Here is an 18,832-nt window from a genome sequence, read left to right on the forward strand (position 1 = left end):
ATTGTCTTATTTAACTTCTTCTACAGAAATTAAGTGTTTAACTGTATTTACCATACCAATAATAGAAGGAGTTGCCTCATGTTCTACTGTTTGGTTCATTCTTCGTAAACCTAATGCCTCTAATGTTCTCTTTTGGTTTTTAAGGCGACCGATTTTACTTTTTACTTGTGTAACTTTAATTTTACTCATCGTCTTAAATTTTATCCGTTAAAAACTTTCTCTAAAGAAACTCCTCTTTGCTTAGCAATAGTTGCTGCGCTACGTAATTGTAATAAAGCATTAAAAGTTGCTTTTACAACATTATGAGGATTAGATGATCCTTGAGATTTTGATAATACATCATGTATACCTACAGCGTCTAATACCGCACGTACTGCACCACCGGCAATAACTCCTGTACCATGAGAAGCAGGCTTAACAAATACTCTTGCTCCACCAAATTTCCCTTTTTGTTCGTGTGGTAAAGTACCATCTAAAATAGGAATTCTAACTAAATTTTTCTTTGCATCTTCAATTGCTTTTGCAATTGCTGAAGCAACATCTTTAGATTTTCCTAAACCATGACCTACAACTCCGTTACCATCTCCAACAACAACAATTGCTGAAAAACCAAAAGCTCTACCACCTTTAGTTACTTTAGTTACACGTTGTACGCCTACTAATTTATCTACAAGCTCTAATCCGCTTGGTTTTACTCTTTCTACGTTTTTATATCCTTGCATAATATAACTTCTTAAAATTTTAAACCAGCTTCTCTAGCAGCATCTGCTAAAACTTTAACTCTACCGTGATATAAATATCCGTTTCTATCAAAAGCAACAGTTTCAACACCTGCTTTAGATGCTTTCTCTGCAATTGCTTTACCAACTGCTACTGCTGTTTCTGCTTTAGAACTTGCTGTAATTTCTTTATCTCTTGATGATGCAGCTACTAATGTAACACCGTCAACATCATTTATTATTTGAGCATAGATTTCTTTGTTACTTCTAAAAACCGTTAATCTTGGTTTTGTAGCTGTACCAGTAACAATTTTTCTAATTCTATGCTTAATACGTTGTCTTCTTTCAAGCTTTGATAATGCCATAACTCTATAAATTATGCAGATTTACCTGCTTTTCTTCTTAATACTTCTCCTACAAACTTAACTCCTTTTCCTTTGTAAGGCTCTGGGCTACGGAAGCCACGGATCTTAGCGGCAACTTGACCTACTAATTGCTTATCATAAGAAGTTAATTTAACTAATGGGTTCTTACCTTTTTCAGATACTGTTTCAACTTTAACTTCTGGAGCTATTTCTAAAACAATATTGTGAGAGTAACCTAATGCTAAATCTAGTTTTTGACCTTGGTTTGAAGCTCTATAACCTACACCAACTAATTCTAATTCCTTAGAAAAACCTTTTGTAGTTCCTTCAACCATGTTATTTATCAAAGCTCTCATTAAACCGTGTTGGGCTTTATGAGTTTTACTTTCTGATGCTCTATCTAGAACGATTTGTGCATCTTCTATCTTTACGGTAATTCCTTCAGAGATAACTTGTGTTAATTCTCCTAATTTACCTTTTACTGTAACCACGTTATCGTTTACTTTAACTTCAACACCTTGTGGTAATGCGATTGGATTTTTTCCTATTCTACTCATTGTACAAAGTGATTAATAAACGTAACATAAAACTTCTCCTCCAACATTCTCTAAACGGGCTTTCTTGTTAGTCATAACACCTTTAGAAGTTGAAACAATAGCAATACCTAGACCATTTAAGACTCTTGGCATTTCTTTTGAGCCTACGTACTTACGTAAACCTGGAGTTGAGATTCTTTGAATCTTTCTGATTACTGACTCTTTTGTGTCACGGTCATACTTTAAAGCTATCTTAATTGTTCCTTGAACTTTATCGTCATTGAACTGATAACTTAAAATGTAACCTTGATCAAACAAAATCTTAGTCATTTCCTTCTTCAAATTTGAAGCAGGAATTTCTACTACTCGGTGTCCTGCACTAATTGCATTTCTTACTCGAGTTAGAAAATCCGCGATTGGATCTGTATACATATTAAATTGATTTGCGATTTTGGTTTTTAATTACCTCTATACTACTTACAGAAAGTGTGTCTTCTGTGATAATTAAACCTTAAATCTGTTAAAATTTGTTATACTCAAAAAAATAGAGCGTGCAAATATACACATTCTATTTTTTATATTGAGATTTATTTTTAGTTGCTTACCAACTTGCTTTTCTAACACCAGGAATTAACCCTTGGTTAGCCATTTCACGAAATGTAACACGTGAAACTCCAAACTGACGCATATATCCTTTTGGACGTCCAGTTAATTTACAACGATTGTGCATTCTTACTGGTGAAGCATTCTTTGGTAACTTCTGTAAACCTTCATAGTCTCCAGCTTCTTTTAAAGCTTTACGTTTTTCAGCATATTTTGCAACTGTTGCTGCTCTTTTACGCTCACGTGCTTTCATTGATTCTTTAGCCATCTTCTAGTTCTTTTTAAATGGTAAACCTAATTCAGTTAATAACGATTTAGCTTCCTTATCAGTAGCTGCAGATGTTACAAATGTAATATCCATACCGTTAATCTTCTTAACTTGGTCTATGTTAATTTCTGGGTAGATGATTTGTTCAGTAACACCTAATGTGTAATTACCTCTACCATCAAAACCATTCGCTTTAATTCCGTTAAAATCTCTTACACGTGGTAAAGAAGCTGTAACTAATCTATCTAAAAATTCGTACATTTTCTCTCCTCTTAACGTAACTTTTGCACCAATTGGCATTCCTTTACGTAATTTGAAGTTTGCAACATCTTTCTTAGATAAAGTTGAAACTGCTTTTTGACCTGTAATAGTTGCTAACTCTTCTAAAGCGTAGTCTATTAATTTCTTATCAGCTATTGCAGCACCAACACCTTTACTTACAACTATCTTTTGTAATTTAGGCACTTGCATTACATTCTTATAACTGAATTCTTCAGTAAGAGCACTTATTACTCTTTCTTTATATTCTGCTTTTAATCTTGGTACGTAACTCATGATTATTATTATTTTTTAGTTTTTTTAGAGATTCTAGTTTTAGTATCTCCATCAACTTTATAACCTACTCTTACAGCAACACCATCTTCTACTAACATAACATTAGAAATATGAATAGAAGCTTCTTTCTTTACGATACCACCTTGAGGACTTGTAGCACTTGGCTTAGTGTGTTTAGACACCATGTTAGCACCTTCTACTATTACTCTATTCTTATCTTTAAGAATTTGTAATACTTTACCTTCAGTATTTTTACTAGTACCTGTAATTACTTTTACAGTATCTCCTGTTTTTATTTTGAACTTTTGCATCTTATTTGATATTAAAGCACTTCAGGTGCTAATGATACTATCTTCATAAATTGTTTCTCACGTAATTCACGTCCAACAGGTCCAAATACACGTGTTCCTCTCATCTCCTCAGTTGGATTTAAAAGTACACAAGCATTATCATCAAATCTGATGTATGATCCGTCTTTACGTCTTACTTCCTTTTTAGTACGAACAACTACCGCTCTAGATACTTGACCTTTTTTAACAGATCCGTTAGGAGTTGCGGACTTTACAGTAACTACAATTTTATCTCCTACTCTAGCATAACGCTTTCTTGTTCCTCCTAAAACTCTTATCACTAAAACTTCTTTTGCTCCAGTGTTATCTGCGACTTTTAATCTTGATTCTGTCTGTAACATATTATTTAGCTCTTTCTAGGATTTCTACTAATCTCCAACGTTTAGATTTACTCATAGGACGTGTTTCCATTATCCTAACTGTATCTCCTTCGTTGCAATCATTCTGTTCGTCGTGTGCAACATACTTTTTCGTCTTTAATACGAATTTACCGTACATTGGGTGCTTTACTCTCTTTACTTCTGCAACAACAATAGATTTCTCCATTTTGCTACTAGAAACAACACCTATTCTCTCTTTTCTAAGATTTCTTTTTTCCATCTTTAAAATTGACTATAGAATTATTGTAATTCTCTTTTGGTTAATTCTGTTGCAATTCTTGCAACCGATTTTCTTAAGCTTCTTAACTCCAAAGGGTTTTCTAATGGAGTAATGGCGTGAGCCATCTTAAGATCCGAATAATTTTTCTTCAACGCTCCAAGCTTTTCTTGTAAGTCAGCTGCAGATAATTCTTTAATTTCTGATTGTTTCATATCTATTAGAATTAAGCGTTAATATCAAAATCTCTTGCGATAACAAACTTCGTTCTTACAGGAAGTTTTTGTGCAGCTAAACGTAAGGCTTCTTTTGCAACATCAATTGGCACTCCACCAATTTCAAACAAAACTCTACCTGGTTTAATTACTGACACAAAATGGTCTGGTGCTCCTTTACCTTTACCCATACGAACCTCTAAAGGTTTTTTGGTAATAGGCTTGTCTGGAAATATTTTAATCCAAAGCTGACCTTCTCTTTTCATGTGACGAGTTGCCGCAATACGAGCTGCCTCTATTTGACGAGAAGTAAGAAGGTTCTGATCTAAAGATTTAATCCCAAACATTCCGTTAGAAAGTTGAGTTCCTCTACCAGAGTTACCATTCATATTCCCTTTCGCCTTTTGTACCTTACGGTATTTTACTCTTTTTGGCTGTAACATTTTTAATTTCTTTTAAAAATTATTTTCTTCTGCGTGGTTGACGTTTAGAGTTACCACCACCTTTAGGACCACCTTTTTGTTTAGATAAACCTACTAATGGAGATAATTCACGTTTTCCGTAAACCTCACCTTTCATAATCCATACTTTAATACCTAATCTTCCGTATTGTGTATGAGCTTCTACAAGTGCATAATCAATATCTGCTCTAAAAGTAGATAATGGAATTCTTCCTTCTTTATAGTGTTCAGAACGTGCCATTTCAGCTCCGTTTAAACGACCAGAAAGTTGAACTTTAATTCCTTCTGCATTCATTCTCATGGCTGCTTGAATAGCCATTTTAGTTGCACGCTTGTAAGAAATTCTATTTTCAATTTGACGAGCAATACTAGCTGCAACTAAATTTGCATCTACTTCTGGACGTTTAATTTCAAAAATATTAATTTGAACTTCTTTACTTGTAATTTTTTTAAGCTCTTCTTTTAACTTGTCTACCTCTTGACCACCTTTCCCAATAATAATACCAGGTCTTGCAGTAGTGATAGTAACGGTTACAAGTTTAAGCGTACGCTCAATAATTACACGAGAAACACTTGCCTTAAATAATCTAGCACGAACGTACTTTCTTATTTTATTATCCTCAGCTAATTTATCTCCGTAGTCATTTCCACCATACCAGTTAGATTCCCATCCTCTGATAATTCCTAAACGATTTCCTATTGGATTTGTTTTTTGTCCCATATCTACTTTGATTAATTGCTTTTAGTTTTAGTACCTAACTCTAAAGTAACGTGATTAGAACGCTTACGAATTCTGTGTGCACGCCCTTGTGGAGCTGGTCTTAATCTTTTTAACATACCTGCGCTATCTACACAAATCGATTTTACGAATAATCCTGCATCTTCGATGCTTGCATCTTCATTTTTAGCTTGCCAGTTTGCAATTGCAGACATTAACAATTTCTCTAAATTACGTGATGCTTCTTTTGGACTAAACTTTAAGATTTGTAAAGCTTTTTCAACTTCTACACCTCTTACCTGATCTGCTACCAAACGCATTTTTCTTGGTGATGTAGGACAATTAGTTATTTTAGCGAAAGCTCTAGTCTTTCTAGCTTCTTTTAACTGTGTTGCCATGTTATGTTTACGACTTCCCATAATTTCCTACTTATTTTTTTCCTTTATTTTTCGCACCTGCATGTCCACGGAATGAACGTGTTGGTGAAAATTCTCCTAGTTTATGACCTACCATGTTCTCTGTAACATATACAGGAACAAATTGACGTCCATTGTGCACTGCTATTGTTTGCCCTACGAAATCTGGAGTAATCATACTTGCTCTTGACCAAGTTTTAATCACAGATTTGCTTCCAGCTTCAATACTAGCTTGCACTTTTCTATCTAATTTATAGTGAACGTAAGGTCCTTTTTTTAATGATCTTGCCATGGTTTATTTTTTTCTACGTTCTATAATATACTTATTACTCGCTTTGGTCTTAGATCTAGTCTTATAACCTTTAGCAGGTATACCGTTACGAGATCTTGGATGCCCTCCAGAAGCACGTCCTTCACCACCTCCCATTGGGTGATCAACTGGATTCATACGTACTGGGTTAGTTCTTGGTCTTCTACCTAACCATCTGCTTCTACCTGCTTTACCAGATACAAGTAATTGATGATCTGAGTTAGATACAACTCCGATAGTAGCCATACAAGTTAACAAGATTAATCTTGTTTCACCTGAAGGTAACTTAACTGTTGCATACTTACCATCTCTTGCCATTAGTTGAGCAAACGAACCTGCTGAACGAGCCATAACAGCTCCTTGACCTGGACGTAACTCTATACAAGAAATTGTAGTTCCTAAAGGAATATCACTTAAGTATAAAGCATTTCCAATTTCTGGAGTTGCTTCTCTACCTGAAACGATAGTTTGACCTACTTTTAATCCGTTTTGTGCAATTACATAACGTTTTTCTCCATCAGCATAAAAAACTAATGCAATAAATGCAGTACGATTTGGATCATACTCAATAGTTTTAACTGTTGCAGGAATACCTTGCTTATCTTTCTTAAAATCGATAATACGGTATTTTTGCTTATGACCACCACCTATATTACGTGTTGTCATACGTCCTTGACTGTTTCGACCTCCAGATCTTTTATTCGGTGCCAATAATGACTTTTCCGGCTTATCAGTAGTTATGGCGTCGAACCCATTTACTACTCTAAAACGCTGACCTGGTGTTACTGGTTTTAATTTTCTAACTGACATTTGTGTCTTTTTTCTTAAAGATTGTTATAAAAATCAATGCTTTCTCCTTCAGCTACTTGTACAATTGCTTTCTTGTATCCACCAGTTAATCCTGTAACCATACCTTTTTTGGTAAATTTGGTTTTTCTTTCGATAGGATAATTCATGGTTTTTACTGAATTGATAGTTACTCCATAAGCAGCTTCAACAGCTCCTTTAATTTGTAACTTATTAGCTCTCTTATCTACTACAAAAGTAAAACGGTTAAATAACTCGCTGTCACTTGTAGCTTTTTCTGTAATAATAGGTTTAATTAAAATACTCATCTTGTTCCCTATTTACTTAAATTAGATTCAATTCCTTCTAAAGAACTTTCAGCAATTACTACTTTACTTGCATGTAATACATTGTAAGTGTTAATTCCTGTTGCGTTCACAACTTTAGAGCCTTTTAAGTTACGTGATGATAAATACACATTTGCATTTCCTTCATTACCTAAAACAAATAAAGATTTCTTAGAATCTAACTCTAATGCTTTTAATACATTAACAAACTCTTTAGTTTTTGGAGTTTCAAAATTGAAATCTTCAATTACTACTAAGTTGCTATCTTTTGCTTGAATACTTAAAGCTGACTTACGTGCTAAACGCTTTAAGTTTTTATTCAATTTGAAAGAATAATTACGTGGTCTTGGTCCGAACATACGTCCTCCACCTCTAAAAACTCCAGACTTGATAGAACCTGCTCTTGCAGTACCAGTTCCTTTTTGTTTTTTAATTTTTCTTGTACTTCCTGCTATCTCAGCTCTCTCTTTTGCTTTGTGAGTACCTTGACGCTGGTTAGCTAAATATTGCTTTACATCTAAGTATATAGCATGATCATTTGGCTCTATTCCGAATACCTCTTTAGAAAGTTCAACTTTCCTTCCAGTATCTTTTCCTGTAATATCTAAAACTGCTACCTTCATTATTTCTGAATAGTTACAAAAGCATTTTTGTGTCCAGGAATTGCTCCTTTTACAACAAGTAAGTTCTTTTCAGCAACTACTTTTAATACTTTTAAGTTTTGAACTTTAATTGTGTCTCCACCCATACGACCTGCCATGCGCATTCCTTTGAATACTCTTGCAGGATAAGATGCGGCACCAATTGATCCTGGCGCTCTTAAACGGTTATGTTGACCGTGAGTAGCTTGACCGACACCGGCAAAACCGTGACGCTTAACAACTCCTTGAAAACCTTTACCTTTTGAAACTCCAGATACATCTACGAATTCTCCTTCTGTAAAATGATCTACTGAAATTGAATCTCCTAATTTGTACTCTTGATCAAATCCTTGAAATTCAACGACTTTCTTTTTTGCAGTTGTACCCGCTTTTTTAAAGTGGCCATCTAACGCTTTGTTAGAGCTTTTTGCTTTTTTGTCATCGAAACCAAGTTGTAATGCATTATACCCATCAACTTCTTCAGTTCTGACTTGGGTAACAACACAAGGACCTGCTTCTATAACGGTACAAGGAATATTCTTCCCGTTCTCGTCAAATAAGCTGGTCATCCCAATTTTTCTACCTATTAATCCAGACATTTGTTTAGATTTTAGACGTTAGATGCTATTTATCCAGCGCGTCTATTAATAATTAATTGTTTGAAACGTATGTTTCATTTTCTTCCTTTAGGTTAATTCAAAAAAAAAGAGCGTAAAAATAATTTTCATGCTCTGAATATTATTTTACCGTTTTTCCTTCGCGAAACCCTCTGGACATGTTGTTTTTACTGATTATAAACTCAATAAAAACTTTACCCCGAACTAATTCGGAGTGCAAAAATATAAAAAACTTTCGGTTTAACAAAATTAAACCGAAAGTTAGATAATACTTAAACTTTAATTTCTACTTCTACTCCACTTGGTAATTCAAGTTTCATTAGCGCATCAATAGTCTTCGAAGAAGAACTATAGATATCTAACAAACGCTTGTAAGCAGATAATTGAAATTGTTCTCTAGATTTTTTGTTTACGTGTGGTGAACGTAATACAGTAAAAATCTTTTTATTTGTTGGTAAAGGTATTGGTCCGTTTACAACAGCACCAGTACTTTTTACAGTCTTTACAATTTTTTCAGCAGATTTATCTACTAAATTGTAATCGTAAGACTTTAATTTTATTCTAATTTTTTGACTCATCTTAATCTATTTAGTAAATTATCCTTTAGCTTTTGCAATTACTTCTTCTGAAACATTAGAAGGTGTTTCTGCATAGTGAGAAAATTCCATAGTAGAAGTTGCTCTACCAGAAGACATTGTTCTTAATGCTGTAACATAACCAAACATTTCTGATAATGGAACTGTTGCTTTTACAACTTTTGCTCCAGCTCTATCAGACATATCAGATACTTGACCACGTCTTCTATTTAAATCTCCTACGATATCTCCCATGTTTTCTTCAGGAGTTAACACTTCTAACTTCATGATTGGCTCCATAATTTTAGCTTTTGCAGCTTTAGAAGCAGCTTTAAAGCCCATTTTTGCAGCTAATTCAAAAGATAATTGATCAGAATCCACAGGGTGGAAAGAACCATCTCTTAAAGTTACCTTCATAGAATCCATTTCATAACCCGCTAAAGGACCATTGTTCATAGCCTCTTTGAAACCTTTCTCTACAGAAGGAACAAATTCTTTAGGAACATTACCACCTTTAATTACAGATTCGAATTGTAAACCTTGCACACCTTCGTCTGCTGGCTCCATTGTAAATACAATGTCAGCAAATTTACCACGTCCACCAGATTGTTTCTTGTAAACTTCTCTATGATCTGCAGAAGCAGTAATAGCTTCTTTATACTCAACTTGAGGTTGACCTTCGTTAACTTCCACCTTGAATTCACGTCTTAAACGATCAACAATAATATCTAAGTGTAACTCTCCCATTCCTGAGATAATAGTTTGCCCTGAAGCTTCATCTGTTCTAACTGTAAATGTTGGATCTTCTTCAGCTAATTTTGCTAAAGACATACCTAACTTATCTACATCTGCTTTAGTTTTAGGCTCAACCGCAATACCAATTACTGGATCTGGGAAGTCCATAGATTCTAAAACAATAGGATGTTTTTCATCTGATAATGTATCTCCAGTTTTAATAGATTTAAAACCTACAGCTGCACCAATATCTCCTGCTTCAATATAATCGATAGCATTTTGCTTATTAGCGTGCATCTGATAGATACGAGAAATACGTTCTTTTTTACCTGAACGGTTATTTAAAACATAAGAACCTGCATCTAAACGACCAGAATATGCTCTAAAAAATGCTAAACGCCCAACAAAAGGGTCTGTAGCAATTTTAAATGCTAAAGCAGCAAAAGGCTCCTTAGCATCTGGCTTTCTTTTTTCTTCTTCATCTGTATCTGGATTTACTCCAACTACAGCTTCCTTATCTAAAGGAGAAGGCAAATAACGACACACAGCATCTAATAAGAACTGAACACCTTTATTTTTAAAAGCAGATCCACAAATCATAGGAATAATTGCCATATCCATTACAGCAGCTCTAAGTGCAGCATGCACTTCTTCTTCTGTAATAGAATTTTCATCTTCCATGAATTTTTCTAAAAGATTCTCATCATAACTTGCTACTTCTTCAATTAAAAGTGCACGGTACTTACGAGCTTCTTCTTTCATATCCTCAGGAATCTCGATAATATCGAAAGTTGCTCCTTGAGTTGCATCATGCCATACAATAGCACGGTTTTTTACTAAATCAATAACACCTTTAAAATCATCTTCGTCTCCAATGTTTAAAACGATTGGCACCGCGTTAGATTTTAACATGTCTTTTACTTGTTGACAAACTCCTAAAAAGTCAGATCCTTGACGGTCCATTTTGTTAACGAAACCAATTCTTGGTACTTTATAGTTATCAGCCAATCTCCAGTTAGTCTCAGATTGAGGCTCAACACCATCAACTGCACTAAATAAAAATACTAAACCATCAAGTACTCTTAATGATCTATTTACTTCTACTGTAAAATCAACGTGACCTGGAGTATCAATAATATTAAAGTGATATCCTTTAGTTTCTGGAGTTGCTTCTCCATTTTCTAATGGGAACTTCCACTCACAAGTTGTAGCTGCAGAAGTAATTGTAATACCTCTTTCTTGCTCTTGCTCCATCCAGTCCATTGTAGCTGCACCATCATGTACTTCACCAATTTTATGTGAAACACCTGTATAATACAATACACGTTCTGTAGTTGTAGTTTTTCCTGCATCAATATGTGCAGCAATACCAATATTTCTTGTAAATTTTAAATCTCTAGCCATTTCTTAGAATCTAAAGTGTGAGAATGCTTTGTTTGCTTCAGCCATCTTATGCGTATCTGTACGCTTTTTAACCGCTGCACCTTCTTCTTTAGCTGCTGCTAAAACTTCTGCTGCCAAACGTTGAGCCATTGTTTTCTCGTTACGCTTACGTGTGTAAGTAATCATCCATTTAATTGCCATAGATACTTTACGATCTGGGCGAATTTGCATTGGAATCTGGAATGTTGCTCCACCAACACGACGAGATCTTACTTCTACGTGAGGCATTACATTAGATAAACCTTCTTTCCAAATTTCTAGTGCTGACTTCTCTTCGTCAGTCTTTTTTTCTTCTACGATATCCATTGCATCGTAAAATACTTTAAAAGCTACAGATTTTTTACCGTCCCACATTAAGTTGTTTACAAAACGCGTAACTAACTGGTCGTTAAACCTTGGATCTGGCAAAAGCTCTCTTTTTTTCGCTTTTCTTTTTCTCATGTCTTTACATTAAAAAAGTTAATTAATTTTAGTTATTAATACCTACGTACCTTTAACCTCTTTTTACTTCTTTGGGCGTTTAGCTCCGTATTTTGATCTACGTTGCGTTCTTCCTTCAACTCCTGCAGTATCTAAAGCTCCACGTACTACGTGATACTTTACACCTGGTAAGTCTTTTACCCTTCCACCTCTAACTAATACTATCGAGTGCTCTTGTAAGTTGTGTCCTTCACCGCCAATGTATGCGTTGATCTCGTTACCATTTGTTAACCTTACACGCGCTACTTTACGCATTGCTGAGTTAGGTTTCTTTGGTGTTGTAGTATATACACGAGTACAAACTCCACGACGTTGTGGACAACTTAATAAAGCGGCCGATTTACTCTTCTTAGTTATTTTGGTTCTTCCTTTACGAACTAATTGTTGAATAGTTGGCATACTAAATTGTTGCTAATTTTCGTTCTACTTAAATCTTTTTTCTCTTAATTATAAGAGTGCGCAAATGTACAACTAATATCCAATTAAGCAAATATCAGGTAGTTATTTTTTTAAAATGATTTTTCAACATTAAAAAACACATAAAAAAACAAGCGTTTTAAAAACAATAATTCCCCTGTAATTACCTTTTTTGGTGGTTTTGATTTAGTACATTTACCAATAATTTTCACTTTACTTATTTCCTTTTGATAAAAAAAACAACCTCATATATATGTATAGTAATTTTAACATTGACTTTTAACGAAGTTTTTGGACAAGAGTTACTGCTAAAAATTAAATCAAAAGATAGCCTAGAAAATACTTTTTTAAAGAAACTGATTTTCATCGAGAATCAAAAATCAGAAAAAGACATATATAATGAGGTAAATATTATCTCAGAAAAACTAAAATATTTTGGATACTTCTTAAACTCTATAGACAGTATAATTAACAAGAACAAAACCTACACTTCTTATTTTACATTAAGGAACAGAACAGAAAAAGCACTGATAAAACTAAACGAGAATAAGACACATACAAACAAAATCTATTTAATTAAAAATGACACTGCAATTATTGCAATTGAAGAATTATCCCCTTTTCTTTCTTCAATATCTAGTGAATTAGAAAACAAGGGCAAGTCTTTCTCAGAAGTTAAACTAAAAAACATTCAACTTAAAGAAAACTTCCTACATGCTGAATTAGATATTTATCAATCAAAAGAAAGATCAATTAACAAGATTATAGTTAAAGGGTATAATCAATTTTCTAAACCTCACCTGAAACGTTTCCTGAATGTAAAAAAGGAAACTATCTTCAATCAACAAAAAATAGAAGAAATTTCTTCTACAATTAATTCTTTAGATTTTATTTCAGAAATTAAACCACCAGAAATTTTATTCAGTAAAGACTCCACCTTATTATACATCTATCTAAAAGAGCAAAAAACAAATAGCTTTGACGGCTTATTAAATTTTGCTTCAAAAGAAAATGGAAAGGGATTGCTTTTTAACGGTCATTTAGATTTAAAATTAAATAACATTTTACACACAGGAGAGAAATTCGAATTGTTTTGGAAAGCCAATGGTGAAGAAAGACAAGAATTTAAAATAACAACAGAGGTGCCATATATTTTTAACTCTGCATTTACCCCAAACTTATCTTTCTCTATTTACAAACAGGACTCTACTTTTTTAAGCACAAAATTCCACACAGGTATAAACTACAAAATAAAACCTAAAATGGATATCGCATTAACTTTTGATTCTGAAACATCAGAAAACACACTTCAAAATAACACCAGTGAAACCGTAAAAGATTTTGAAAACACTTTTTTAGGTGCTCAATTAACATATCGAAAATCTAAAAACGACGCTTTTCATAATGATAAATTCCTAATTAGGCTAAACCCATCTTTCGGGTACAGAAATAGCGAAAACATAAAAACAGACCAATTTAAAATTAATATTGAAGTATCATATCTATGGGATTTAAACAACAGGAGCTCTATTTATATTAAAAACGAAACCGGACACTTAAACTCAGACAATTTTATTGATAATGAATTATATAGAATTGGTGGAGCAAATTCAATTAGAGGTTTTAATGAACAGAGCATTTTCACATCTCAATTCAGTTTCATAAATTTAGAATACAGGTATTTAACATCGCAAAATTCTTACCTATATTCTATTACAGACTTCGGAAGAGTAAAAATTTCAAATACAACTAATGAAAACCTATATGGTTTTGGTTTTGGGTATTTATTTAAAATTAACAACTCTCAAATAAATCTCGGCTATGTTTTAGGTAAAACAACTAGTCAACCATTTGACTTTAAACAATCTAAATTACTCATAAGCTTCCTTAGCTATTTTTAATCAATTCATTTAAGTCTAAATAAAAGATCAAACCTTACAAGAAAATATGATTTTTTCACACTTATTTAACATTTTAATAGGTTATTTAAGATAAAATTAAGAATTTAGCCTTTAATAATTCAAATAATCAAGTATGAAAACAAAGTTTAAAGGAATCTTAACGCTGTTTCTAGCGTTTATTGTGCATGCCTCATTTGCACAAGACAGAACTGTTTCCGGAACAGTATCTGACAGCACAGGTGGTTTACCAGGTGTTGGAGTTTTAATTAAAGGAACAACCCAAGGGGTTGAAACAGATTTTGATGGAAATTACTCTATCAAAACAAAAACAGGAGCTACGTTAGTTTTTAGCTATGTTGGAATGAAAACTACTGAGAAAGTGGTTGGAACATCAAGCACTATTAATGTATTAATGGAAGAGGATGCCAATGTTCTTGAGGAGGTTGTTATAACCGCATTAGGAATAAAAAGAGAAAAAAAATCACTTGGTTTTGCTCAACAATCTGTAAAAGGAGAACAGTTAACTCAAACCAAAGAAGTGGATGTTAACAATGCTATCGCTGGTAAAGTTGCTGGTGTTCAATTATTAGGCGCACCTAGTTCTGGTTTCGCAAACGCAGTAGTTAGATTAAGAGGTGAAAGCAATTTACTATATGTAGTAGATGGTGTTAAAATTGAAAACTCAGCTGACATTAACACTGATGACATTGAAGACTTAAGTGTATTAAAAGGTAGTGGAGCTACAGCTCTATATGGTCCTATTGGAAAAAATGGTGTTGTAATTATTACTACCAAAAAAGCAAAGAAAGGTAAAACTTCTTTTGTACTTGACCAATCTCTACAGGTTTCTAACGTATATATTCTACCTGAATATCAAAATGAATATGGTGGTGGATACACACAAACTTTTAGCACTTTAAATGGTCAAAATATACCAAATTATGCTGCTGATGAATCTTGGGGACCACGTTTAGATGGTACCTTAGTAAGACATTGGGATAGTTGGATTCCAGGATCTTCAACTTATGGTGAATTAAGGCCTTGGTCTGCTAACCCAGACAATGTACAAGATTTTTATGAAAGTGGTATTACAACCAATACTTCTTTAGCGTTTAGTAAAGGCGGTGAAGGCTATAACATAAAAACTGTTTTAAGAAATGTTGACATAGAGGGAGTTATGCCTAACTCAGAAAGAAACTTACAACAAATTAGCGTTGGTGCTAGTTTTGATATCTCAGAGCAAGTAGAAGTATATACGAACCTTAATTATCAACATAGAAAAACGTTAAACAACCCTACTGAAGGATATGGTAACGTTGCATCTAACTTTAACCAATGGTTTCAAAGACAGGTTGACATGAATAGATTGAGAGATGGCTACAACCAAAATGGTCAATTTTACTCATGGAACATGAGAAGCACTACCGATCCAAACCCTCAATATTGGGATTCTCCGTTTTTCGAAACTGATTTAAACTTAAAACATCAAACAAAAAACGCAACATATGGTAATTTAGGGCTTAACTATAAACCAACTGACAATTTAACTATAAACGTTGAAGCAAGAAGAGCTGTAAATGCCTATAAAAGTGATGCTAGAGTTGCATTTGGTGGTTTAAACCAAACTTCTTTCACACAAAGAGATGACACAACAACATCTACTGAATTTTTTGGAGCCGCTACTTACAACACAGATTTAACTGAAGATTTAGATGTTACAGCTACAGCAGGTACTGAATTAAGACAATGGCAAAGAAGGTATATTGATGGAGCTACTAGTGGTGGTTTAACAATTCCTGGTATTTTCACAGTTGCTTCTTCTAAAGACAGACCTGTATATACGAATAGAGAATGGAATGAAAAAAATAGAGCGGTATTTGCTACAGCTTCTTTCGGCTATAAGGATATGTTATATTTAGACGGATCTATAAGATCTGATTGGAACTCTAATGCAAATAAAGAAAACAATAGAGTTATAACAAAAGGAGGATCGTTAAGCTTCTTATTCCACAAAGTCTTAGATTTTGATGCTTTAAGTTTTGGAAAAATTAGAGCAGGTTTTGCAGAGGCTCCAAGTTTCCCTGGAGTAAATGAATTACAACAAACATACAACACAGGTGGTTCTTTTAATGGTACAATACCTTTTTATCCAACGGCAAACCAAGCTAACAACCTATTAGAAGGTGGAATAAGAGAAGAACTTGAATTAGGTGCTGAACTACAATTTTTTAGAAATAGATTAGGAATAGATTTTACTTATTTTGACAGAAAAGATAATAATCTTCCAATTCAAGTACCGTTAACAGGTGCTACAGGTTATACGTCTTCAAGTATAAATTCAGGTAGACTCTCTTCTAATGGTATTGAAGTTGCTATTTCAGGAACTCCTATTAAAAATGATAATTTAACATGGAATATAGGTCTTAATTTTGCGACATTAAAAAGAACTGTTGATGAGTTATATATTGACCCTACTACAGGTGAAGAAATCACAACAGATGTACTAGACACTTCTTGGAGAGGTTTAACTCTAGAAGCTAGAGTTGGTGAAGAATGGGGTGCTTTTTACGGACGTAAAATCAGAAGAGATGCAGATGGAAACCAAATGCTTGATGCTTCCGGTGCTGTACAATTTGATCAGAATCAATATTTAGGTAATTTATTACCAGATTTTACTGGTGGTTTAACAAATTCTATTACTTATAAAAACATTACTTTATCTGCTAATATTGATTTCCAAAAAGGAGGGAAATATTTTTCAGTAACAAAAATGTTTAACAATTACTCTGGTTTAGGTATAGAAACTGTAGGTAACAATGACCTTGGAAACCCAGTAAGAGACCCTGTAGCTAATGGAGGTGGTGTTCTAGTTGAAGGAGTAGACATGACTTCTGGCGCACCTGTTTCTTATCACGTAGATGCATCATCTTATTGGCCGAGTTTATTTGCCCTACACGAAAGATGGTTATATGATGCGTCTTATATAAAACTTAGACAATTATCTTTAGGCTATACATTATCGTCTAAACATTTTGAAAACACACCTATTGAAGATATAACCTTAAATGCGTTTGCTAACAATTTATGGTTAATTTACTCTGACGTTAAAGGCATTGACCCTTCTGAAATTGAGAATAGTAGTGCTGGCGGATACAGATGGGAAGAAGGAGGACAAGCACCAAGTGCTAGAACTTTCGGTATGAATATTAAAATAAGATTTTAATTTAAAAATTTTAAAAATGAAAAAAATAATATATAAAGCATTTGCATTTACAGCTATACTTTCTTTAATGTATAGTTGTGAATCATATGATTTTGGAGGAACTAACGACAATCTTAACAACCCGTCAACTGCAATTCCATCATCACTATTAACAGGAGCACAAGCAAAACTATCTGGAGCAGTAACCTTAGACGGAACAGCAACACCATCTTTGTATGTGCAACATTTATCTCAAACTCAATATACTGAAGAGTCTAGATATCAAACAATAAACTTCAGTTGGAACATTACAGGAAGTGGAACTGGACAACAAGGTAATGTTGGTATTTATAATAAACCAATTTTAGCACTTCAAACTATTATAGATGTAAATTCAGATCCAGAAACAGCAACAGCAATGTCTGCCTTTGGTTCAAATAACAATCAAATCGCTGTAGCTAAAATTTTAACTGCTTATTATTACCAATGGATGACTGATAGATGGGGAATGTTACCTTACAGCGAGGCACTTGGCGGTGTTGCTTCTCCTTACCCAGCATATGATAGCCAAGAAGCAATTTACAAAGGTTCTTTTGACCAAATTGATGAAGCTTTAGCTCAAATGGATGCTGGAGCAGGCCCAGATGGAGACATCTTTTATGGCGGTGATATGACAAAATGGAAAAAGTTTGCAAATACATTAAAAATGAATATGGCAATTCGTTTAGCTAAGGTGTATCCAGCTGCAGGGGATTATGCTGCAACTAAATTCACCCAAGCAATGCCTGGAGCAATTTCTTCTGTAAGTGAAAACATAATGTTCCCATTTATTTCAGATGACCAATATGACAACCCTTATCAAGATGACTACATAGACGATGCAAGAACAGATGAATGTTTAAGTGACGTGCTTGTTGACTATATGCAAGACCCAACTAGAAATGACCCAAGACTACCTATGTTTGGCGAACCAGCAGTATCTACAGGAACATATGTAGGTTTACAATATGGTTGGGACGGAGCAGGTACTATTCCAAATGATGATGTATCATTTATGAATGATAATTTAATTAAAAACGGAGAAACAGAAGTACCAATGTTTACCTATGCACAAGTATCATTTAATAAAGCAGAAGCTGTTTTATTGGGATGGATTGGTGGAAATGCACAAACATTTTATGAAGATGGAATAAAAGCTTCAATGGAGCAATGGGGTGTTTCAAGTGCAGATGCAACAACTTATATTGGAATGTCTGGTGTTGCATATAACGCATCTACTGGTTTGCAACAAATTGCAGAACAAAAGTGGTTAGCATTATTTTACCAACCTTATGAAGCATGGGCTGAATGGAGACGTTTAGATTTCCCAGTACTAACTCCAGCAGTTGATATATTAACAGGAACTACAATTCCTGTAAGACACGGTTATCCTTCTGCGGAACCAAGCCAAAACACTGCAAGCTACAATGCAGCTGTTAACGCTCAAGGCCCAGATGCATTATCTACAAAGTTATGGTGGGATAAATAATATATTACATTAAATAGTACTAAAAAGGTAGAAAATTATATTTTCTA

At 33.9% G+C, this 18,832-nt stretch carries 26 protein-coding genes; 3 read left to right on the forward strand and 23 right to left on the reverse strand.

All coding sequences use genetic code 11. The features are described 5' to 3' along the window. Positions 1-6: 6 nt before the first annotated feature. From rpmD to rpsL, 23 genes are all read right to left on the reverse strand, one after another. Positions 7-189, reverse strand: coding sequence for a 50S ribosomal protein L30 (rpmD, locus tag L1S33_RS00385; protein WP_072554235.1), 183 nt, complete (start codon positions 187-189; stop codon positions 7-9). 11 nt (positions 190-200) lie between these two features. Further along, on the reverse strand, positions 201-725 hold the full coding sequence (gene rpsE, locus L1S33_RS00390) for a 30S ribosomal protein S5 (protein WP_072554234.1): 525 nt from the start codon (positions 723-725) through the stop codon (positions 201-203). Between the two features lie 8 nt (positions 726-733). Further along, complete coding sequence (gene rplR / locus L1S33_RS00395; protein ID WP_240560756.1) at positions 734-1,084, reverse strand: 50S ribosomal protein L18; 351 nt, start codon at positions 1,082-1,084, stop codon at positions 734-736. An 11-nt stretch (positions 1,085-1,095) separates the two neighbouring features. Next, positions 1,096-1,641: a 50S ribosomal protein L6 gene (gene rplF / locus L1S33_RS00400; protein WP_072554232.1), complete on the reverse strand. Its 546-nt coding sequence runs from the start codon at positions 1,639-1,641 to the stop codon at positions 1,096-1,098. A gap of 12 nt (positions 1,642-1,653) precedes the next feature. After that, positions 1,654-2,052 (reverse strand): 30S ribosomal protein S8, encoded by a 399-nt coding sequence (gene rpsH / locus L1S33_RS00405; RefSeq protein ID WP_240551494.1) that lies wholly within the window; start codon positions 2,050-2,052, stop codon positions 1,654-1,656. Between the two features lie 169 nt (positions 2,053-2,221). Continuing rightward, positions 2,222-2,491, reverse strand: coding sequence for a 30S ribosomal protein S14 (rpsN, locus tag L1S33_RS00410; protein ID WP_240551493.1), 270 nt, complete (start codon positions 2,489-2,491; stop codon positions 2,222-2,224). A gap of 3 nt (positions 2,492-2,494) precedes the next feature. Continuing rightward, positions 2,495-3,046 (reverse strand): 50S ribosomal protein L5, encoded by a 552-nt coding sequence (gene rplE / locus L1S33_RS00415; protein ID WP_072554229.1) that lies wholly within the window; start codon positions 3,044-3,046, stop codon positions 2,495-2,497. An 8-nt stretch (positions 3,047-3,054) separates the two neighbouring features. Continuing rightward, a complete protein-coding gene (rplX, locus tag L1S33_RS00420) occupies positions 3,055-3,357 on the reverse strand; it encodes a 50S ribosomal protein L24 (protein WP_240551492.1) in 303 nt (100 codons plus the stop codon). An 11-nt stretch (positions 3,358-3,368) separates the two neighbouring features. Next, positions 3,369-3,737 carry a 50S ribosomal protein L14 gene (gene rplN / locus L1S33_RS00425; protein WP_072554227.1) on the reverse strand — a complete coding sequence of 123 codons (369 nt, stop codon included), beginning with the start codon at positions 3,735-3,737 and terminating at the stop codon, positions 3,369-3,371. Position 3,738: 1 nt separating this feature from the next. Beyond that, positions 3,739-3,996 carry a 30S ribosomal protein S17 gene (gene rpsQ / locus L1S33_RS00430; protein ID WP_072554226.1) on the reverse strand — a complete coding sequence of 86 codons (258 nt, stop codon included), beginning with the start codon at positions 3,994-3,996 and terminating at the stop codon, positions 3,739-3,741. A gap of 20 nt (positions 3,997-4,016) precedes the next feature. Beyond that, on the reverse strand, positions 4,017-4,208 hold the full coding sequence (gene rpmC / locus L1S33_RS00435; protein WP_072554225.1) for a 50S ribosomal protein L29: 192 nt from the start codon (positions 4,206-4,208) through the stop codon (positions 4,017-4,019). 11 nt (positions 4,209-4,219) lie between these two features. Further along, entirely contained in the window at positions 4,220-4,651 is a 432-nt protein-coding gene (gene rplP / locus L1S33_RS00440; protein ID WP_072554224.1) for a 50S ribosomal protein L16, read from the reverse strand. A 19-nt stretch (positions 4,652-4,670) separates the two neighbouring features. Continuing rightward, on the reverse strand, positions 4,671-5,390 hold the full coding sequence (rpsC, locus tag L1S33_RS00445; protein WP_072554223.1) for a 30S ribosomal protein S3: 720 nt from the start codon (positions 5,388-5,390) through the stop codon (positions 4,671-4,673). Between the two features lie 11 nt (positions 5,391-5,401). Continuing rightward, positions 5,402-5,806: a 50S ribosomal protein L22 gene (gene rplV / locus L1S33_RS00450; RefSeq protein WP_072554222.1), complete on the reverse strand. Its 405-nt coding sequence runs from the start codon at positions 5,804-5,806 to the stop codon at positions 5,402-5,404. Positions 5,807-5,816: 10 nt separating this feature from the next. Further along, positions 5,817-6,095 (reverse strand): 30S ribosomal protein S19, encoded by a 279-nt coding sequence (gene rpsS / locus L1S33_RS00455; RefSeq protein WP_072554221.1) that lies wholly within the window; start codon positions 6,093-6,095, stop codon positions 5,817-5,819. A gap of 3 nt (positions 6,096-6,098) precedes the next feature. After that, positions 6,099-6,923: a 50S ribosomal protein L2 gene (gene rplB, locus L1S33_RS00460; RefSeq protein WP_072554220.1), complete on the reverse strand. Its 825-nt coding sequence runs from the start codon at positions 6,921-6,923 to the stop codon at positions 6,099-6,101. A 14-nt stretch (positions 6,924-6,937) separates the two neighbouring features. After that, entirely contained in the window at positions 6,938-7,228 is a 291-nt protein-coding gene (gene rplW, locus L1S33_RS00465) for a 50S ribosomal protein L23 (protein WP_072554219.1), read from the reverse strand. Between the two features lie 8 nt (positions 7,229-7,236). After that, entirely contained in the window at positions 7,237-7,869 is a 633-nt protein-coding gene (gene rplD, locus L1S33_RS00470) for a 50S ribosomal protein L4 (RefSeq protein WP_240560757.1), read from the reverse strand. Further along, entirely contained in the window at positions 7,869-8,486 is a 618-nt protein-coding gene (gene rplC, locus L1S33_RS00475; RefSeq protein ID WP_072554217.1) for a 50S ribosomal protein L3, read from the reverse strand. The genes rplD and rplC overlap by 1 nt, the downstream gene beginning before the upstream one ends. Positions 8,487-8,776: 290 nt before the next feature. Further along, entirely contained in the window at positions 8,777-9,082 is a 306-nt protein-coding gene (gene rpsJ, locus L1S33_RS00480; RefSeq protein WP_024740605.1) for a 30S ribosomal protein S10, read from the reverse strand. A gap of 18 nt (positions 9,083-9,100) precedes the next feature. Beyond that, entirely contained in the window at positions 9,101-11,218 is a 2,118-nt protein-coding gene (gene fusA / locus L1S33_RS00485; protein ID WP_240560758.1) for an elongation factor G, read from the reverse strand. A 3-nt stretch (positions 11,219-11,221) separates the two neighbouring features. Continuing rightward, positions 11,222-11,698, reverse strand: a complete 477-nt coding sequence (gene rpsG, locus L1S33_RS00490) for a 30S ribosomal protein S7 (protein WP_072554215.1) — start codon at positions 11,696-11,698, stop codon at positions 11,222-11,224. 63 nt (positions 11,699-11,761) lie between these two features. Next, entirely contained in the window at positions 11,762-12,136 is a 375-nt protein-coding gene (rpsL, locus tag L1S33_RS00495; RefSeq protein ID WP_072554214.1) for a 30S ribosomal protein S12, read from the reverse strand. A gap of 290 nt (positions 12,137-12,426) precedes the next feature. On the opposite strand from rpsL, the gene L1S33_RS00500 reads away from it, so the two are divergent. The 3 genes from L1S33_RS00500 (at position 12,427) to L1S33_RS00510 (ending at position 18,785) form a co-directional block, all read left to right on the forward strand. Next, a complete protein-coding gene (locus L1S33_RS00500; RefSeq protein WP_240560759.1) occupies positions 12,427-14,055 on the forward strand; it encodes a ShlB/FhaC/HecB family hemolysin secretion/activation protein in 1,629 nt (542 codons plus the stop codon). Between the two features lie 133 nt (positions 14,056-14,188). After that, the gene (locus tag L1S33_RS00505) at positions 14,189-17,278 is read left to right on the forward strand and encodes a SusC/RagA family TonB-linked outer membrane protein (protein WP_240560760.1); all 3,090 of its coding nucleotides are present in this window, start codon (positions 14,189-14,191) and stop codon (positions 17,276-17,278) included. Positions 17,279-17,294: 16 nt separating this feature from the next. Beyond that, a complete protein-coding gene (locus tag L1S33_RS00510) occupies positions 17,295-18,785 on the forward strand; it encodes a SusD/RagB family nutrient-binding outer membrane lipoprotein (protein ID WP_240560761.1) in 1,491 nt (496 codons plus the stop codon). Positions 18,786-18,832: the final 47 nt, after the last annotated feature.

It is taken from the genome of Tenacibaculum aquimarinum, from assembly GCF_022478115.1.
Classification (GTDB): Bacteria; Bacteroidota; Bacteroidia; order Flavobacteriales; family Flavobacteriaceae; genus Polaribacter; species Polaribacter aquimarinum_A.

Bases quoted from the DNA above. Each gene is read 5' to 3' on its own strand.
- rplC (WP_072554217.1), bottom strand. From the start codon at position 8,486: ATGTCTGGATTAATAGGTAGAAAAATTGGGATGACCAGCTTATTTGAC.
- rpsQ (WP_072554226.1), bottom strand. From the start codon at position 3,996: ATGGAAAAAAGAAATCTTAGAAAAGAGAGAATAGGTGTTGTTTCTAGT.
- rpmD (WP_072554235.1), bottom strand. From the start codon at position 189: ATGAGTAAAATTAAAGTTACACAAGTAAAAAGTAAAATCGGTCGCCTT.
- rplF (WP_072554232.1), bottom strand. From the start codon at position 1,641: ATGAGTAGAATAGGAAAAAATCCAATCGCATTACCACAAGGTGTTGAA.
- rpsL (WP_072554214.1), bottom strand. From the start codon at position 12,136: ATGCCAACTATTCAACAATTAGTTCGTAAAGGAAGAACCAAAATAACT.
- rplW (WP_072554219.1), bottom strand. From the start codon at position 7,228: ATGAGTATTTTAATTAAACCTATTATTACAGAAAAAGCTACAAGTGAC.
- rplD (WP_240560757.1), bottom strand. From the start codon at position 7,869: ATGAAGGTAGCAGTTTTAGATATTACAGGAAAAGATACTGGAAGGAAA.
- rpsN (WP_240551493.1), bottom strand. From the start codon at position 2,491: ATGGCTAAAGAATCAATGAAAGCACGTGAGCGTAAAAGAGCAGCAACA.
- rplE (WP_072554229.1), bottom strand. From the start codon at position 3,046: ATGAGTTACGTACCAAGATTAAAAGCAGAATATAAAGAAAGAGTAATA.
- rpsH (WP_240551494.1), bottom strand. From the start codon at position 2,052: ATGTATACAGATCCAATCGCGGATTTTCTAACTCGAGTAAGAAATGCA.
- rplN (WP_072554227.1), bottom strand. From the start codon at position 3,737: ATGTTACAGACAGAATCAAGATTAAAAGTCGCAGATAACACTGGAGCA.
- rplR (WP_240560756.1), bottom strand. From the start codon at position 1,084: ATGGCATTATCAAAGCTTGAAAGAAGACAACGTATTAAGCATAGAATT.
- rpsJ (WP_024740605.1), bottom strand. From the start codon at position 9,082: ATGAGTCAAAAAATTAGAATAAAATTAAAGTCTTACGATTACAATTTA.
- rpmC (WP_072554225.1), bottom strand. From the start codon at position 4,208: ATGAAACAATCAGAAATTAAAGAATTATCTGCAGCTGACTTACAAGAA.
- rpsC (WP_072554223.1), bottom strand. From the start codon at position 5,390: ATGGGACAAAAAACAAATCCAATAGGAAATCGTTTAGGAATTATCAGA.
- L1S33_RS00510 (WP_240560761.1), top strand. From the start codon at position 17,295: ATGAAAAAAATAATATATAAAGCATTTGCATTTACAGCTATACTTTCT.
- rplX (WP_240551492.1), bottom strand. From the start codon at position 3,357: ATGCAAAAGTTCAAAATAAAAACAGGAGATACTGTAAAAGTAATTACA.
- L1S33_RS00505 (WP_240560760.1), top strand. From the start codon at position 14,189: ATGAAAACAAAGTTTAAAGGAATCTTAACGCTGTTTCTAGCGTTTATT.
- rplB (WP_072554220.1), bottom strand. From the start codon at position 6,923: ATGTCAGTTAGAAAATTAAAACCAGTAACACCAGGTCAGCGTTTTAGA.
- rpsG (WP_072554215.1), bottom strand. From the start codon at position 11,698: ATGAGAAAAAGAAAAGCGAAAAAAAGAGAGCTTTTGCCAGATCCAAGG.
- fusA (WP_240560758.1), bottom strand. From the start codon at position 11,218: ATGGCTAGAGATTTAAAATTTACAAGAAATATTGGTATTGCTGCACAT.
- rplP (WP_072554224.1), bottom strand. From the start codon at position 4,651: ATGTTACAGCCAAAAAGAGTAAAATACCGTAAGGTACAAAAGGCGAAA.
- rplV (WP_072554222.1), bottom strand. From the start codon at position 5,806: ATGGGAAGTCGTAAACATAACATGGCAACACAGTTAAAAGAAGCTAGA.
- rpsS (WP_072554221.1), bottom strand. From the start codon at position 6,095: ATGGCAAGATCATTAAAAAAAGGACCTTACGTTCACTATAAATTAGAT.